The following is a 15,451-nucleotide window of genomic DNA, read 5'->3' on the forward strand; positions in this document are numbered from 1 at the left end:
ACGCTCCTCATGCGGCGCTCGTCAGCGCGAGCAGGTCCGAGATGGCGTGCACGGTGCGCAGGGTGGGCACCTCGACGCCGGTGACGTCCGCGAGTTCGACGACGGCCGCGAGCAGCACGTCGAGCTCCAGCGGCTTGCCGCGCTCCAGGTCCTGGAGCGTGGAGGTGCGGTGGTCGCCGACGCGTTCCGCGCCCGCGAGCCGCCGTTCGACGGAGACGCCGACCTCGCAGCCGAGGGCCTCGGCGACCGCGAGGGTCTCGCGCATCATCGTCTCGACGACCCGGCGGGTGCCGCCGTGCAGGCACATCTGCCGCATGGTGGCCCGGGTGAGGGCGCTGATCGGGTTGAAGGAGATGTTGCCGAGCAGCTTCAGCCAGATGTCGTTGCGCACGTCGGGTTCGACGGGGCACTTCAGGCCGCCGGCGCGCATCGCCTCACTGAAGTCCAGGCAGCGCGCCGAGATCTCGCGGCCGGGCTCGCCGACGGAGAACCGCGTGCCCTCCAGGTGCCGGACGACGCCGGGTGCCGCCAGTTCGGTCGCCGCGTAGACGACGCAGCCGACGGCCCGTTCGGGGGCGAGGACGGTGCTGACGGCGCCGCCGGGGTCGACGCTCTCCACGCGGTGGCCGTCGTAGGGGCCGCCGTGCCGGTGGAAGTACCACCAGGGGATGCCGTTCTGCGCCGCCACCACCGCCGTGCGCTCGTGCAGCAACGGCTGGATCAGCGGCCCGCACGCCGCGTAGGAGTTGGCCTTCAGGCCCAGGAAGACGTAGTCGGCCGGACCGATCTCGGCCGGGTCGTCGGTGGCGTTCGGGTGCGCGGTGTGGTCGCCGCGGGGGCTGAGCACGCGCACTCCGTGCTGCCTCATGGCCGCCAGATGCGGTCCACGGGCGACGAGATGCACATCGGCGCCGGCGCGGTGGAGCGCGGCACCGACGTAGGCGCCGATCGCACCGGCGCCGAGGACTGCGACTTTCACGGAACACTCCGTTCGGTTTGAGGGATACCGCGGAGGTGGGTTGTCCAGATGGGTTGTCGACGAAATATTGTCTACAGTATGGAGTCGCGCTGGACAAGAGTTCGCGCACACCCGCACGGCGCCGACGCCCCGCCGGTGTGGAAGCCGACAATCTCCGCGTCCGATTCCTGTGACTTCAGTTACCCTCGTACCCGTGAGTCACCCAAGAGACTGGTGGGTCCCGCTACCCACGGCAATGAGGGGGACACGCCCGATGAACGGCTCGCGCATCACCGCGATCGGCCACTACCAGCCCGCCCGCGTGCTCACCAACGGCGACCTGGCCGACCTGGTGGACACCAGCGACGAGTGGATCCGCAGCCGGGTGGGCATCCGTACCCGCCACATCGCCGGCCCCGACGAGCCGGTCGACGAACTCGCCGCGCACGCCGCCGCCAAGGCCCTCGCCGCCGCGGGACTCACCCCGGAGGACATCGACCTGGTACTGGTCGCCACCTCCACCGCGATCGACCGCTCCCCGAACACCGCCGCCCGGGTCGCCGCCCGGCTCGGCATCCCCGGTCCGGCGGCGATGGACGTCAACGTCGTCTGCGCCGGCTTCACCCACGCGCTGGCCACCGCCGACCACACCGTCCGCGCGGGCGCGGCGACCCGGTCGCTCGTCATCGGCGCCGACAAGATGTCCGAGGTCACCGACTGGAGCGACCGTTCCACCTGCGTCCTGGTCGGCGACGGCGCAGGGGCGGCCGTGGTCGAGGCCTGCGCACCCGGCGAGGCGGCGGGCATCGGGCCGGTGCTGTGGGGCTCCGTGCCCGAGATGGGACACGCCGTGCGGATCGAGGGCACCCCGCCCCGCTTCGCCCAGGAGGGGCAGAGCGTCTACCGCTGGGCCACCACCCGGCTGCCGGCCATCGCCCGGCAGGCCTGCGAGAAGGCCGGCCTGGAACCCGCCGCCCTCGCCGGGGTCGTCCTGCACCAGGCCAACCTGCGGATCATCGAGCCGCTCGCCGAGAAGATCGGGGCTGTCAACGCGGTGGTCGCGCGCGATGTCACCGAATCGGGCAACACGTCCGCCGCGAGCATCCCGCTCGCCCTGTCCAAGCTGATCGAGCAGGGAGCGGTACGCGGCGGCGACCCGGTGCTGCTGTTCGGCTTCGGCGGCAACCTCTCGTACGCCGGCCAGGTCGTACGGTGCCCGTGACGCACGCAACGCGCGCCGGGTCTGGCTTCTGTGCGCCGTAGACTGTAGACGATAAACAATCCATAGTGAGCAGTGCACCGTGTACCGCATACCGTCCGCTGTACACGGCACCTGCCCAGGAGGGGGATCGCATGTTGCCGACCGGACTGCCGCAGGGCTCCGTGCCCAGGCTGGAGCGCCCCGGCCCGCTGCGCGAGCGCGTCTACGAGGCCCTCCTGGAGCTGATCACCACCCGCGCCCTCCAGCCCGGCCAGCACCTGGTGGAGAGCGAACTCGCCGGACACCTCGGCGTCTCCCGACAGCCGGTGCGCGAGGCGCTCCAGCGGCTCAACACCGAGGGCTGGGTCGATCTGCGGCCCGCCCAGGGCGCGTTCGTGCACGAGCCGACGGAGGAGGAGGCCGACCAGCTCCTGACCGTGCGCACCCTCCTGGAGGCCGAGGCGGCCCGGCTGGCCGCGCTCAACGCGGGCGAGGCGGGCATCACCGCCCTGCAGCGCATCGTGGAGGAGGGCCGTATCGCCGCCGCCGAGAACGACATCACGCGGGCCGTCGCCCTGAACGCCGCCTTCCACGCCAAGATCATGGAACTGGCCGGCAACGCGGTCCTCGCCGAACTCGCCGCCCAGGTCGACCGGCGCGTCCGCTGGTACTACACGCCGGTGGCCAGGCTGCGCGGCGGCACCTCCTGGGAGGAGCACCAGGAGATGATCCTGGCGATCGTCGACCGCGACGCCCGGCGCGCGACCCGCCTGATGCGCGAACACACCGAGCACACACGCCAGTCGTACCTCGACCGCGACGCCTCCTGACCCGGGCCGGCCGGCTGACCCGCTGCTCCTGACCGGCCGCCCTGTCCCGCCCCGCCCTCCTGACACCCGCGTCCCGCCACCCATCGCCCGGCACGCCGTGTTCCCCCGCCCCGACCCGGGAGCGGATCGCGGAGGGGGAACTCCGGGGAGCCCGGCGGGGGGAGGAGAGCCGGACAGGAGGGGGCGGCGGAAGGCCGCGGGTCGGGACCGCCGGGATCAGGTGGCGGGCTGCGGCTTCGGCGCCGCGGCCGCCGTCTCCGTGCCGCCGTCCCGTCCCGGCTGCCGCAGCAGCAGGGCCAGGGCGGCCGCCACCATCGAGATCCCGCCGGCCAGCGCGTAGGCGCCGTTGTAGCCCCAGGCGCCGACCACCATGGAGCCCAGGCCGCCGCCGAACAGGCCGCTGATCAGCTTGCCGCTGTACACCAGGCCGTAGTTGGTGGCGTTGTAGTTCTCGCCGAAGTAGTCCGGGGTCAGCGCGGCGAACATCGGGTAGAAGGCGCCGCCGCCGAAACCGGAGAGGAACGCGAAGAACAGGAACAGCCACTCGCTCTTCATGTCACCGGCCCAGATGACCCCGAACTGGGCGACGCCCAGGACGAGGATCACGAAGATCAGCGCCGTCTTGCGGCCCCACAGGTCCGACAGCCAGCCGACCACGGCACGGCCGACACCGTTGATGACCGCCATCACGCCCATCGACGAGGCCGCGACCAGCGGTCCGAAGCCGATGTCCTTCGCGAAGTCCACCTGGAAGGAGATACCGAAGATCGACACGCCTCCCGTCATCACCACCGTGATCCACATCAGCGGGAGCATGCCGGTTCTGATCGCCTCCTTCGGAGTGAACTGCCGTACCGCCGGGGGGTTCTTCGCCAGGCTCGCGGCACTCTTGCTGTTCCCGGAGTGCGACAGCGGATCGACCTCGGCCGGCCACCAGTTCTTCGGCGGGTCCTTGAAGAAGAACGCGCACACCGCGACCACGATGAGCACGTAGACGCCGATCAGGTCGAGCACCTCGTGGTAGTTCCCGGTGTCGAAGGCGTAGTTGAAGATGAAGATGAACGGCAGCGAACCGTAGGCGAAACCGCCGTTGACGAAGCCGGTCTTCGCACCGCGCCGCTCCGGGAACCACTTGCCGACCATGTTGATGCAGGTCGCGTAGATCAGCCCGGAGCCCAGCCCGCCCACGACGCCGAAGCCGCAGATGGCGAGCGCCACGTCGTCGAAGTGGGACAGGGACAGGAAGCCCAGCAGGCACATCGCGGAGCCGATGTACATGGCGCGGCGGGCGGTGAGGATGCCCCGCTCGCGCAGCCAGCCGGCCGGGAAGGCGATGCCCGCCTGGAAGAACACCCAGACGCTGAGGATCCAGAAGGTGTTGCTCTGCGTCCAGCCGTGCGCGTCGGACAGGGTGTCCTCCGCGGAGCCGTAGGCGTACTCGGACACGCTGATGGCCATCATGGATATCCACGGCAGGTACACCATCAGCTTGCGCGAGTGGCCGAGCAGGTCGCGGTCCGTCTCGCCGACGCGGTAGACCCGCCCCCGGGAGTCGGTGACTTCGCGGTACGAGCGGTTCGCCGCGCCGGGATCGGCCGGCGTGTTCCGGGTTGCCATCGGATCAGGCGTCATGTCAGGCCATCTCCTCGCCGAGGGGGTGGGGATTGGGGACGATGCGCCGGGCACTCGGTCGGCCCGGAGCCTTGAGGAACAGCGCCGGTACGGCGCAGGCGAGCCCGGTGCAGCCCGCCAGGAGGAGGGCGCCGTGCGGGTCCCGGCCGACGGCACCGGTGCCGGTGCCGACGACTGCCGCCGGGAGGAGCCAGGCGCCCGCGAGCAGCCCGTAGACGCTCGCGTGGTGGTTCTCACCGAAGTGGTCCGCGGCCAGCGCGGTGACCAGCCCGAGGACGGCGACCCCGGCCAGCCCGGTGGCGGTCGCACAGCACACCAGCAACGGCACGCCGTCCGGCCGTCCGGCCGCCGCCGCCCCGAACTGGGCGGCACCCAGCAGCAGACAGGTCGCGGCCAGGGTGCGGCGCCGGCCCAGCCGGTCGGACAGTGCCCCGGCGCCCGCCGCGGCCGCGCCGCCCGCCACGACGGCCCACGCGAGCCCGCCGCCGGCCTCCGGGCCGGAGCCGTCGTGCGCGAGCCCCCGCAGTCCGAGCGCCGTGGTGCCGGCCGCACCCAGCAGGCACAGTCCCAGCAGCCACAACGCCGGGGCGCGGACGGCCGCTTCGGCGGTGTAGTGCCGTACGGCAGGCAAGTTCGATTCGTGTCCGCCCCGGGCCGCCGGAGCCCTGAGCGGGTCGGTGTGCGGCGGCCACCAGTTCTTCGGCGGGTCCCGGAGGAGCCGGGCGGCCGCCGCCACCGCCAGACACGCTCCGGCACCGGCCGCGGCGAGCACGGTCCGCTGCCCGGCGTCCGCCGCCGGCCAGCCGGCGAGACCGGGGAGGTACGGTACGGCCCCGAAGGCGAGGCCGCTCGCCACGAACGCCGTCGGACCGCCCCGCCGCTCCGGCCACCACTTGCCCGGCAGCGTCAGACAGGTCGCGTGCACCAGGCCGGCACCGGCGCCGCCCACCAGGGCGGAGCCGAGGCGGACGACCGGCACACCGGGCGTGAGGGCGAGCGCGAGGCACCCCAGCAGGGTGGCGAACGCCCCCGCGGTCACGGCCGCGCGAGCGGAGAGCGGACCGTTCTCGCGCCGCCGCCCGGACCACCGGGCCGCGCCGGCCAGGGCCGCCGCCCACAGGCCGGCCGGCCACAGCACGCCCCCGCCCCACGGGCGGGCGCCGCCCAGAGTCGCCTGCGCCGCGAGGAACGCGTACCCGGCGCAGGCGACGCCCGTCATGCCCAGCCAGGGCAGGACGGTCATCCAGATCCGGCCGCGTCCCGTCAACTCGCCGGCGCTCTCGCCGACCCGGTACACGCGGCCGTTGCGGTCCCTCACCTCCCTGCACAGCAGAGAGGCGGGTGGATCGGTGGTTTCCATCTCGTGGTGCCCCTTGCGTCGAAAGTTCTGGCCAGCGCCCCCTGTCCAATGCCTTTCGTGCGCGCACGGGTCCCGGGCGCGGCCGGCGCGCACCGCCGGCCGCCCCACGCTCACTCAGCTCATGAACCACCCCCCAGCAACCCCGCCGCCCGCGCCCACCTGTACTTCGCGCCGAGTACGGCCACCGGCTTCTCCGTCGTGTACGGGTAGGCCACGACGCCGTGTTCGAAGAGGTACTGGCAGGCCTCCTCGACCTCGACGTCGCCCGCGAGGGACGCCACGACCGGCTTCTCGATCCCCCGCGCGCGGAACTCGGCGACCACGCGCGCGGTCAGCTCCGCGAACACCATCGGCGGGGTGACGATCGTGTGCCAGTAGCCGAGGACGAGCGCGTGGATCCGCGGATCCTCCAGGCCCAGCCGGATCGTCGCCTCGTACGTCGACGGCGGCTCGCCGCCCGTGATGTCCACGGGGTTGCCGGCCGCCCCGAACGGCGGGATGAACCGGCGGAACGCCTCGTCCAGATCGGGCGGGATCTCCATCAGGGACAGCCCGTTGTCGGTGACCGCGTCGGACAGCAGCACCCCGCTGCCGCCGGCACCGGTGATGATGACCACGTTGTCGCCCCCGGGCGCCGGCAGCACCGGCAACGCGCGCGCGTACTCCAGCATGTCGTTCAGGCCCGGCGCCCGGATGACCCCGGCCTGCCGCAGGATGTCGTCGTAGACCGCGTCGTCGCCCGCGAGGGCACCGGTGTGCGAGCCGGCGGCCTTCGCGCCCGCCGCCGTACGGCCCGCCTTCAGCACCACCACGGGCTTCTTCGGCACCGTCGCGCGCGCCGCCTCCACGAAGGCCCGCCCGTCCTTGAGGTCCTCCAGGTGCATCGCGATGCACTCGGTGTGCGGGTCCTCGCCGAACCAGGTGAGCAGGTCGTCCTCGTCCAGGTCGGCCTTGTTGCCGAGGCCGACGATCGCCGACACCCCCGTCTTCGTGGTGCGGGCGAAGCCGAGGATCGCCATGCCGATGCCCCCGGACTGCGAGGTCAGCGCGACACCGCCCTTGACGTCGTACGGCGTGCAGAACGTGGCGCACAGGTCCTGCCAGGTGGAGTAGTAGCCGTAGATGTTCGGGCCGAGCAGGCGGACGCCGTACCGTTCGGCGACCGCCACGATCTCCGCCTGGAGCGCGTGCTCGCCGGTCTCCGCGAAACCGGAGGGGATCAGGACGGCGTTGGGGATGTTCCTGCGCCCCACCTCCTCCAGCGCCGCGGCCACGAGCGGGGCGGGAATGGCGAAGACGGCCACATCCACCTCACCGGGAACGTCCGTGACACTCTTGTACGCCTTCCGGCCCAGGATGTCATCGGCCTTGGGGTTCACCGGGTGGATCTCCCCGGCGAAGCCGCCGTCGAGGAGGTTGCGCATCACCGAGTTGCCGATCTTTCCCGGCTCGTTGGAGGCGCCTATCACGGCGATGGAGGAGGGCTGCATCAGCCGGCGCATCGTCGACAGGATCTCGTCGCGCGTATACCGCCGACGGGGTTCCGGCTGCGAGGTGGCGAGGATGATCCGGATGTCGGCGGCCACCGCGCCCTCGGGCGTCGCGATCACCGGGTTGAGGTCCACCTCCGCGATCTCCGGGAAGTCCGCGACCAGTTCGGACACCCGCCGGATCTGCTCGGCCAGCGCCCACCGGTCCACGCCCGGCCGCCCCCGCACCCCGCGCAGCACCGGCGCCGCCCGAATGGAGTCGAGCATCGACAGCGCCTCGTCGGCGCCGACCGGGGCCAGCCGGAACGTCACGTCCTTCAGCGCCTCGACCAGCACACCGCCGAGCCCGAACGCCACGACCTTCCCGAACGTCGGATCGGTGACCGCGCCGACGATGACCTCCTGCCCCGGCGGCAGCAGCTCCTGCACCTGCACACCTTCGATCCGGGCGTCCGCGTCGTACGCGCGCGCGTTCTCCACGATCCGGTGGAACGTGGCCCGCACGTCCGCAGCGCCCCGCACCCCGACGACCACACCGCCCGCGTCGGTCTTGTGCAGGATGTCCGGCGAGACGATCTTCATGACGACCGGCCCGCCGAACCGCGCCGCGGCCGCCACCGCCTCGTCCACGTCCGTCGCCAGCGCCTCGCCGGGTACGGCGATCCCGTACGCGTCGGCGATCACCTTGCCCTCGGGCGCCGTCAGCGCGGTACGGCCCTCGGCGCGCACGGCGTCGAGCAGTGACCGCACCTTCATCAGCCGGTCCTCGGCCATCACCTCAGATCACCCCGTTCGACTTCAGCAGGCGCAGCTCCTCGTCACCGAGGCCCAGTTCGCCGACGTACACCTCCGCGTTGTGCTCGCCCAGCAGCGGGGAACTGCGCACCTCGACGGGGGAGTCGGACAGCTTCAGCGGGCTGCCGACCGTGACGAACTCGCCGCGCTCGGGGTGCTCGACGCGCACCACCATCTCGTTGGCGGCCAGCGAGGCGTCCTCGATGATCTCCCGGGTGGACAGGATCGGCCCGCATGGGATGTTGTGGGCGTTGAGCCGCTCCAGCACCTCCCACTTGGGCAGCGTCGCGGACCACTCCTCGATCAGCTGGAACATCTTGTTCAGCTTCGGCAGGCGCGCCTCGGGCGTCGCCCACTCGGGGTCGTCGGCGAGTTCGGGCCGGCCGATCAGCTCACTGATGGGCTTCCAGCCGACGGGCTGCACGATGACGTAGACCCAGTCGTTCGGGCCGCCCGGCGCGCACTTGACCGCCCAGCCGGGCTGGCCGCCGCCGGAGGCGTTCCCGGAGCGGGGGACCGCGTCGCCGAAGTCCTCGTTCGGGTACTCGGCGAGCGGCCCGTGGGCCAGGCGCTGCTGGTCGCGCAGCTTCACCCGGCACAGGTTGAGCACGGCGTGCTGCATGGCCACGTTGACCCGCTGACCGCGTCCGGTGCGCTCGCGCTGGAGGAGCGCCGCGAGGATCGCCGCCACGAGGTGCACGCCGGTGCCCGAGTCCCCGATCTGGGCGCCCGTCGCCAGCGGCGGGCCGTCCTCGAAGCCGGTGGTCGACATCGACCCGCCCATGGCCTGCGCGACGACCTCGTACGCCTTGAAACCGGTGTACGGGCCCTCACCGAACCCCTTGATGGAGGCGTACACGAGCCGCGGGTTGATCTCCTGTATACGGTCCCAGGTGAATCCCATACGGTCGACCGCGCCCGGCCCGAAGTTCTCCACCATGACGTCGGAGCGCCGGATCAGTTCGGTGAGGATCTCCTTGCCGCGCTCGGTCTTGGTGTTCAGCGTGATGCTGCGCTTGTTGCAGTTGAGCATCGTGAAGTAGAGGGAGTCGACGTCCGGCAGGTCCCGCAGCTGCCTGCGGGTGATGTCGCCGGAGGGCGCCTCCAGCTTGACCACGTCGGCACCGAGCCAGGCGAGCAGCTGGGTGGCGGAGGGGCCGGACTGGACGTGGGTCATGTCGAGGACGCGAATGCCCTCGAGTGCCCTGGCTGTCATGGGCGTTCACCTCACTTGTACATGGTCTGGTTCATGGTTCCGGGGGCGTAGGCGTCCGGGTCGACCCAGACGTTGATCAGCGACGGCTTGCCCGACTCCCGCGCCCGGCGCAGGGCCGGGCCGATGCCGGCGGGATCGCGGACCTCCTCGCCGTGACCGCCGAGCATCCGCGCGAACTCGTCGTACGGCACGTCGCCGAGGGTGTTGCCGACCCGCTCGCGCTCCTTGCCGTACTTGACGGCCTGGCCGTAACGGATCTGGTTCATGGAGGAGTTGTTGCCGACGATGCCGACGAACGGCAGGTCGTAGCGGACGAGGGTCTCGAAGTCCCAGCCGGTGAGGGAGAACGCCCCGTCGCCGAAGAGCGCGACGACCTCCTTGTCGGGCCGCGCCTGCTTGGCGGCCAGCACGAAGGGGACGCCGACGCCGAGCGTGCCGAGCGGGCCCGGATCCATCCAGTGCCCGGGCGACTTGGGCTGCACGACCTGCCCTGAGAAGGTGACGATGTCCCCGCCGTCGCCGATGTAGATCGAGTCCTCGGTGAGGAAGTCGTTGATCTCGCTGACCAGCCGGTAGGGGTGGATCGGCGAGGCGTCGGAGCGCAGCTGCGGCAACCGCTTGTCGAGCGCGGCCTGTTCGGCGGCGCGCAGCTCGTCCAGCCACTCCTTGCGCCGGGCGGCACCGCCGTTGACGCGGCCGGACGCGGCCTCGGTGACCGACTTCAGGACCAGTCCCGCGTCGCCCACGATCCCGAGGTCGATGTCGCGGTTCTTGCCCACGGTCCGGTAGTCGAGGTCGATCTGCACGACGGTCGCGTCGGGGGAGAGGCGCTTGCCGTAGCCCATGCGGAAGTCGAAGGGCGTGCCGACGATCACGATGACGTCGGCGTGGGCGAACGCGTACCGGCGCGAGAGCTGGAAGTGGTGCGGGTCGCCCGGCGGCAGGGTGCCGCGGCCCGCGCCGTTCATGTAGGCGGGGATGTTCAGGGTGCGGACCAGGTCGATCGCAGCCTCGGTGCCGCGGGTCGTCCAGACCTGGCTGCCCAGCAGGATCGCGGGCTTCTCGGCGTGCACGAGCAGGTCGGCGAGCCGCTCCACGGCCTCCGGATCGCCGGCCGAGCGCGTCGAGGCCCGGTAGCCGCCCGTCCGGGGAACCCGGGCCTTCGCCGCGGGCACCTTGGCGTCGAGGACGTCGCGGGGGATCTCCAGGAACGAGGGTCCGGGCGCGCCGTGGTAGCACTCGCGGAACGCCATCGACACCATGTCCGCCGCCCGCGCCGTGTCGGGCACGGTCGCCGCGAACTTGGTGATCGGCGTCATCATGTCGACGTGCGGCAGGTCCTGCAGCGAGCCCATCTTGTGCTGGGTGTGCGCGCCCTGGCCGCCGATCAGCAGCATCGGGGACTCGGCGCGGAAGGCGTTGGCGACGCCGGTGACCGCGTCGGTGGTTCCCGGGCCGGCGGTGACGACCGCGCAGCCGGGCCTGCCGGTGAGGCGGGCGTAGCCGTCGGCGGCGTGCGCGGCGACCTGCTCGTGGCGTACGTCGACGACCTCGATGCCCTCGTCGACGCAGCCGTCGTAGATGTCGATGATGTGGCCGCCGCACAGGGTGTAGATGCGGTCGACCCCCTCGGCCTTCAGCGCCTTGGCAACGAGATGACCACCGGAGATCACGTCCTGGGGGCCGGGGTCGTGTGTGTCGTCGGGCATGGCGAAGTCCTGTCCCTTCGTAGGGGTGGGAACGCTCCTGGCCGGACAGCTCAGCGAGATGCTGTCGGCAGTCGGCAGTACATTGCATACAGTCGACGAATACTGTATGAAGCTTGTTATCCCGCATCCGGTGGGTGGTGTCCAGGGGGCGTGCGGCACTTTTCAGACAGGAGCCGAAATGGACCTGTACGAACACCAGGCAAGGGAACTCTTCGCGGAACACGGCATCCCGGTGCCGCGCGCCGAGGTCACGGACTCGCCCGGCGAGGCCCGGGCCGTCGCCCGCCGGCTCGGCGGGAGCGCCGTGGTCAAGGCGCAGGTGAAGACCGGCGGACGAGGCAAGGCGGGCGGGGTGAGGCTCGCCGCCGACCCGGCCGCCGCCGAGCGGACGGCCCGGCAGATCCTCGGCATGGACATCCGCGGGCACACGGTCCGCACCGTCATGCTCGCCGAACCCGTCGACATCGCCGACGAGTTCTACGTCTCCTACGTCCTCGACCGGGCGGCCGGCCGCTTCCTCGCGATCGCCTCCGCCGAGGGCGGCATGGAGATCGAGGAGGTCGCGGCGAGCAGGCCCGAGGCGGTGGCACGCGTCCCCGTCGACCCGGCCGAGGGCGTGACCTCCGCCAAGGCGTGCGAGATCGCCGACGCGGCCGGCCTGCCGGCCCAGTGCGCCGACGTCCTCGTACGGCTGTGGCAGGTGCTGGTCCGCGAGGACGCCCTGCTCGTCGAGGTCAACCCGCTGGTGCGCACCGCTCGGGGCCGCGTCCTCGCCCTCGACGGCAAGGTCACCCTCGACGACAACGCCCGCTTCCGGCAGGCCCGCTGGGGCGAGGAGCCCGGCGGGCACCACGACCCGCTGGAGGCGGTGGCCGCGGCCCGGGGCCTCAACTACGTGAAGCTCGACGGGGAGGTCGGGATCATCGGGAACGGCGCAGGCCTGGTCATGTCCACCCTCGACGTCGTCGCCGGCTGCGGCGCCCGGCCCGCGAACTTCCTGGACATCGGCGGCGGCGCCTCGGCCCGGGTCATGGCCGACGGACTGTCCGTGATCCTCTCCGACCCCGCCGTGAGGTCCGTCCTCGTCAACGTCTTCGGCGGGATCACCGCCTGCGACGCGGTCGCCGACGGCATCGTCGAGGCGCTGGACACGGTACGGCTGACCAAGCCGCTCGTCGTCCGGCTCGACGGCAACAACGCGGCCCGGGGCCGCGCCGTCCTCGACGAGCGCGCGCATCCGCTGGTCGAGCAGGTCCCCACCATGGACGGCGCCGCCCGCCGGGCCGCCGAACTCGCCCATACCGCCTGAGGAGCCGCACCATGGCCATCTACCTCACCAGGGAGAGCAAGGTCCTCGTCCAGGGCATGACCGGCGGCGAGGGCATGAAGCACACGCGGCGCATGCTCGCGGCCGGCACGAACGTCGTCGGTGGCGTCAACCCGCGCAAGGCCGGGCGGAGCGTCGACTTCGACGACCGGGCGGTCCCCGTCTTCGGTTCGGTCGCCGACGGCATACGGTCGACGGGCGCCGATGTCACCGTCGTCTTCGTCCCGCCCGCCTTCGCCAGGGCGGCCGTCACGGAGGCGGCCGACGCCCGCATCCCGCTCGCCGTGGTCATCACCGAGGGCATCCCCGTCCACGACACGGTCGCCTTCACCGCCCACGCCGCACGCCGCGGCACGCGCGTCATCGGGCCCAACTGCCCCGGCCTGATCACGCCCGGCCAGTCCCACGCCGGCATCATCCCCGCCGACATCACCAAACCCGGCCGGATCGGCCTGGTCTCCAAGTCGGGCACGCTCACCTACCAGCTGATGCACGAACTGCGCGACACCGGCTTCTCGACCTGCGTCGGCATCGGCGGCGACCCGGTCGTCGGCACCAGCCACATCGACTGCCTCGCCGCCTTCCAGGACGACCCCGACACCGAACTCGTCGTCCTCATCGGGGAGATCGGCGGCGACGCGGAGGAGCGGGCCGCCGCCTACATCCGCGAGCACGTCACCAAACCCGTCGTCGGCTACGTCGCCGGCTTCACCGCGCCCGAGGGCCGGACGATGGGCCACGCCGGCGCCATCGTCTCCGGCTCGTCGGGCACGGCCGCGGCCAAGCAGGAGGCGCTGGAAGCGGCGGGCGTACGGGTGGGCCGCACCCCTACACAGACGGCCCGGCTGGTCCTGGAGACGCTCCGGAACGCCTGAGACCCGGCCCGGCACCCGGGCCCCCACGCCCTGGGCGCCCAGGTCCAGGCGCCCGGGCCCGGCACCTCAGCCGCCCCCCCCGCACCCCGGGCCCCCGCACCCTGTCTCTTGAACAGCCGGCCCCCAGCCGCCCGCCCCCGCCCGATCGTTCACCCAGAGCGGAGCTGACGACCCATGGCATCCACCCTCACCCCGCAACAGCCCACTCCCGGCCCCACCTCAACGCCCACCCCAACCCTCACCCTCAAGCCCGGCACCGCCTACGCCGACGCCTGGCAGCGCTGTCTCGCCGTAGCCCCCGAGGCATTCCGGGACGGCCGCGTCCTCAACCTCTGGGGCGCCGCATGGCGGCCGGACGGCCGGGCGCTGCCCGCCACCACTCCGGTCGACGGCACCCCCGTCGCCGGTGTTCCCCGCCTCGACGGGCCGACCGCCGTGCGGGCGGTGCGCGCCGCGCTCGACCAGCACCGCGCCTGGCGGCATGTTTCCCTGCCCGAGCGGCGGGCCCGGATCGCCGCCACCCTGGACGCGTTGTCCGAACACCGCGACCTGCTCGCCCTGCTGCTCGTCTGGGAGATCGGCAAGCCCTGGCGGCTCGCCCTCGCCGACGTCGACCGGGCGATCGACGGCGTGCGCTGGTACGTCGACGGCATAGAGCCGATGCTCGCCGGCCGGGCCCCGCTGGACGGGCCGGTGTCCAACGTCGCCAGCTGGAACTATCCGATGAGCGTCCTCGTCCACGCGGTGCTGGTGCAGGCCCTCGCGGGCAACGCGGTCGTCGCGAAGACCCCGACCGACGGCGGCGTCGCCTGCCTCACCCTGGCCTTCGCGCTGGCCGCCCGCGAGGGCGTCCCCGTCACCCTGGTCAGCGGCAGCGGCGGCGAACTGTCCGAGGCGCTGGTGCGGGCGCCCGAGATCGGCTGCGTGTCCTTCGTGGGCGGCCGGGACACCGGCGCCACCGTCGCAGACGCAGTCGCCGGCCTGGGCACCCGGCACGTCCTGGAACAGGAGGGACTCAACACCTGGGGCGTGTGGGACTTCTCCGACTGGGCCGCGCTGAGCGCGCTGATCCCCAAGCTGTTCGACTACGGCAAGCAGCGCTGCACCGCCTACCCCCGCTTCGTCGTCCAGCGCTCCCGCTTCGACAACTTCCTGTCCGCCTACCTCCCCGCGGTCCGCACCGTCCGCGTCGGCCACCCCCTCGCCGTCACCGGCCCCGACGACCCGCTGCCCGAGCTGGACTTCGGGCCACTGATCAACGCGGCCAAGGCCAAGGAACTCGCCGACCAGGTCGCCGAGGCGGTCGACCGGGGTGCCGTACCCCTGCACCGGGGCCTGCCCGATCCGGCGCGCTTCCTGCCCGGCCAGGACACGTCGGCGTACCTGCACCCCGTCACCCTGCTCAATCCGCCGCCCAGCTCCCCGCTGCACCACGCGGAACCGTTCGGCCCCGTCGACACGATCGTCCTGGTCGACACCGAGGCCGAACTGCTGGCCGCGATGAACGCCTCCAACGGCGCTCTCGTCGCCACTCTCGCGACCGACGACCGCAGGAGCTACGACCGGCTGGCCCCGCACATCCGCGCCTTCAAGGTCGGCCACGGCACCCCCCGGTCCCGCGGCGACCGCGACGAATGGTTCGGCGGCTGGGGCGCCTCCTGGCACGGAGCCTTCGTCGGCGGCGAACTCCTCGTCCGCGCGGTGACCCAGGGCCCTGCGGACGAACGGCTGCCCGGCAACTTCCCGGAGTACCGGCTCACGCCCTGAGGGACACGAACGGTACGGCCGCCGTCACGGAACGTGCGGCCCGGTGGGCGGGGTGCTTCACGAGCGCCCCGGCACCGGGCCACCGGGCCCGCAGGGCGCACGACCACGGCGCATACGCAGGTGAAACGCACTCCCAAAGCTTGGTATTGTTGTCCATGTCGCCGCGGGGAGTACCCCGTCGGTCGGCACACACCCCGTCCGGGTGGCGGAATGGCAGACGCGCTAGCTTGAGGTGCTAGTGCCCTTTATCGGGCGTGGGGGTTCATGCCGCCCAGGGTTTCGTCGGAGAGG

At 72.3% G+C, this 15,451-nt stretch carries 11 protein-coding genes; 5 read left to right on the forward strand and 6 right to left on the reverse strand.

The window, feature by feature from the left end:
• Window positions 1-7: 7 nt before the first annotated feature.
• Window positions 8-979 carry a 2-dehydropantoate 2-reductase gene (locus ABZ854_RS08495; RefSeq protein WP_361206263.1) on the reverse strand — a complete coding sequence of 324 codons (972 nt, stop codon included), beginning with the start codon at window positions 977-979 and terminating at the stop codon, window positions 8-10.
• A 253-nt stretch (window positions 980-1,232) separates the two neighbouring features.
• Here ABZ854_RS08495 and ABZ854_RS08500 point away from each other — a divergent pair, with 253 nt between their 5' ends.
• Window positions 1,233-2,180, forward strand: a complete 948-nt coding sequence (locus ABZ854_RS08500) for a beta-ketoacyl-ACP synthase III (RefSeq protein WP_361206266.1) — start codon at window positions 1,233-1,235, stop codon at window positions 2,178-2,180.
• 131 nt (window positions 2,181-2,311) lie between these two features.
• Window positions 2,312-2,989: a GntR family transcriptional regulator gene (locus ABZ854_RS08505; protein ID WP_361206269.1), complete on the forward strand. Its 678-nt coding sequence runs from the start codon at window positions 2,312-2,314 to the stop codon at window positions 2,987-2,989.
• 216 nt (window positions 2,990-3,205) lie between these two features.
• Here ABZ854_RS08505 and ABZ854_RS08510 read toward each other — a convergent pair whose 3' ends face one another.
• The 5 genes from ABZ854_RS08510 to ABZ854_RS08530 form a co-directional block, all read right to left on the reverse strand.
• Window positions 3,206-4,621: an OFA family MFS transporter gene (locus tag ABZ854_RS08510; protein ID WP_361206272.1), complete on the reverse strand. Its 1,416-nt coding sequence runs from the start codon at window positions 4,619-4,621 to the stop codon at window positions 3,206-3,208.
• Between the two features lies 1 nt (window position 4,622).
• Window positions 4,623-5,981: an MFS transporter gene (locus ABZ854_RS08515; protein WP_361206275.1), complete on the reverse strand. Its 1,359-nt coding sequence runs from the start codon at window positions 5,979-5,981 to the stop codon at window positions 4,623-4,625.
• A 119-nt stretch (window positions 5,982-6,100) separates the two neighbouring features.
• A complete protein-coding gene (locus ABZ854_RS08520; RefSeq protein WP_361206277.1) occupies window positions 6,101-8,245 on the reverse strand; it encodes an acetate--CoA ligase family protein in 2,145 nt (714 codons plus the stop codon).
• 4 nt (window positions 8,246-8,249) lie between these two features.
• Window positions 8,250-9,482, reverse strand: a complete 1,233-nt coding sequence (gene frc / locus ABZ854_RS08525) for a formyl-CoA transferase (RefSeq protein WP_361206280.1) — start codon at window positions 9,480-9,482, stop codon at window positions 8,250-8,252.
• An 11-nt stretch (window positions 9,483-9,493) separates the two neighbouring features.
• A complete protein-coding gene (locus ABZ854_RS08530; protein WP_361206283.1) occupies window positions 9,494-11,191 on the reverse strand; it encodes a thiamine pyrophosphate-binding protein in 1,698 nt (565 codons plus the stop codon).
• A gap of 178 nt (window positions 11,192-11,369) precedes the next feature.
• On the opposite strand from ABZ854_RS08530, the gene sucC reads away from it, so the two are divergent.
• The 3 genes from sucC to ABZ854_RS08545 all read left to right on the forward strand — a co-directional run bounded on the left by sucC (window position 11,370) and on the right by ABZ854_RS08545 (window position 15,160).
• The gene (gene sucC / locus ABZ854_RS08535) at window positions 11,370-12,500 is read left to right on the forward strand and encodes an ADP-forming succinate--CoA ligase subunit beta (RefSeq protein ID WP_361206286.1); all 1,131 of its coding nucleotides are present in this window, start codon (window positions 11,370-11,372) and stop codon (window positions 12,498-12,500) included.
• A gap of 11 nt (window positions 12,501-12,511) precedes the next feature.
• Entirely contained in the window at window positions 12,512-13,393 is an 882-nt protein-coding gene (sucD, locus tag ABZ854_RS08540; protein ID WP_361206289.1) for a succinate--CoA ligase subunit alpha, read from the forward strand.
• A gap of 174 nt (window positions 13,394-13,567) precedes the next feature.
• Window positions 13,568-15,160: an aldehyde dehydrogenase family protein gene (locus ABZ854_RS08545; protein ID WP_361206292.1), complete on the forward strand. Its 1,593-nt coding sequence runs from the start codon at window positions 13,568-13,570 to the stop codon at window positions 15,158-15,160.
• Window positions 15,161-15,451: the final 291 nt, after the last annotated feature.

The organism is Streptomyces sp. NPDC047028 (assembly GCF_040644095.1).
Lineage (GTDB): Bacteria > Actinomycetota > Actinomycetes > Streptomycetales > Streptomycetaceae > Streptomyces.

Excerpts from the sequence above, each read along its gene's own strand:
- ABZ854_RS08500 (WP_361206266.1), top strand. The coding sequence starts at position 1,233 with ATGAACGGCTCGCGCATCACCGCGATCGGCCACTACCAGCCCGCCCGC.
- ABZ854_RS08505 (WP_361206269.1), top strand. The coding sequence starts at position 2,312 with ATGTTGCCGACCGGACTGCCGCAGGGCTCCGTGCCCAGGCTGGAGCGC.
- ABZ854_RS08510 (WP_361206272.1), bottom strand. The coding sequence starts at position 4,621 with ATGACGCCTGATCCGATGGCAACCCGGAACACGCCGGCCGATCCCGGC.
- ABZ854_RS08515 (WP_361206275.1), bottom strand. The coding sequence starts at position 5,981 with ATGGAAACCACCGATCCACCCGCCTCTCTGCTGTGCAGGGAGGTGAGG.
- ABZ854_RS08520 (WP_361206277.1), bottom strand. The coding sequence starts at position 8,245 with ATGGCCGAGGACCGGCTGATGAAGGTGCGGTCACTGCTCGACGCCGTG.
- frc (WP_361206280.1), bottom strand. The coding sequence starts at position 9,482 with ATGACAGCCAGGGCACTCGAGGGCATTCGCGTCCTCGACATGACCCAC.
- ABZ854_RS08530 (WP_361206283.1), bottom strand. The coding sequence starts at position 11,191 with ATGCCCGACGACACACACGACCCCGGCCCCCAGGACGTGATCTCCGGT.
- sucC (WP_361206286.1), top strand. The coding sequence starts at position 11,370 with ATGGACCTGTACGAACACCAGGCAAGGGAACTCTTCGCGGAACACGGC.
- sucD (WP_361206289.1), top strand. The coding sequence starts at position 12,512 with ATGGCCATCTACCTCACCAGGGAGAGCAAGGTCCTCGTCCAGGGCATG.
- ABZ854_RS08545 (WP_361206292.1), top strand. The coding sequence starts at position 13,568 with ATGGCATCCACCCTCACCCCGCAACAGCCCACTCCCGGCCCCACCTCA.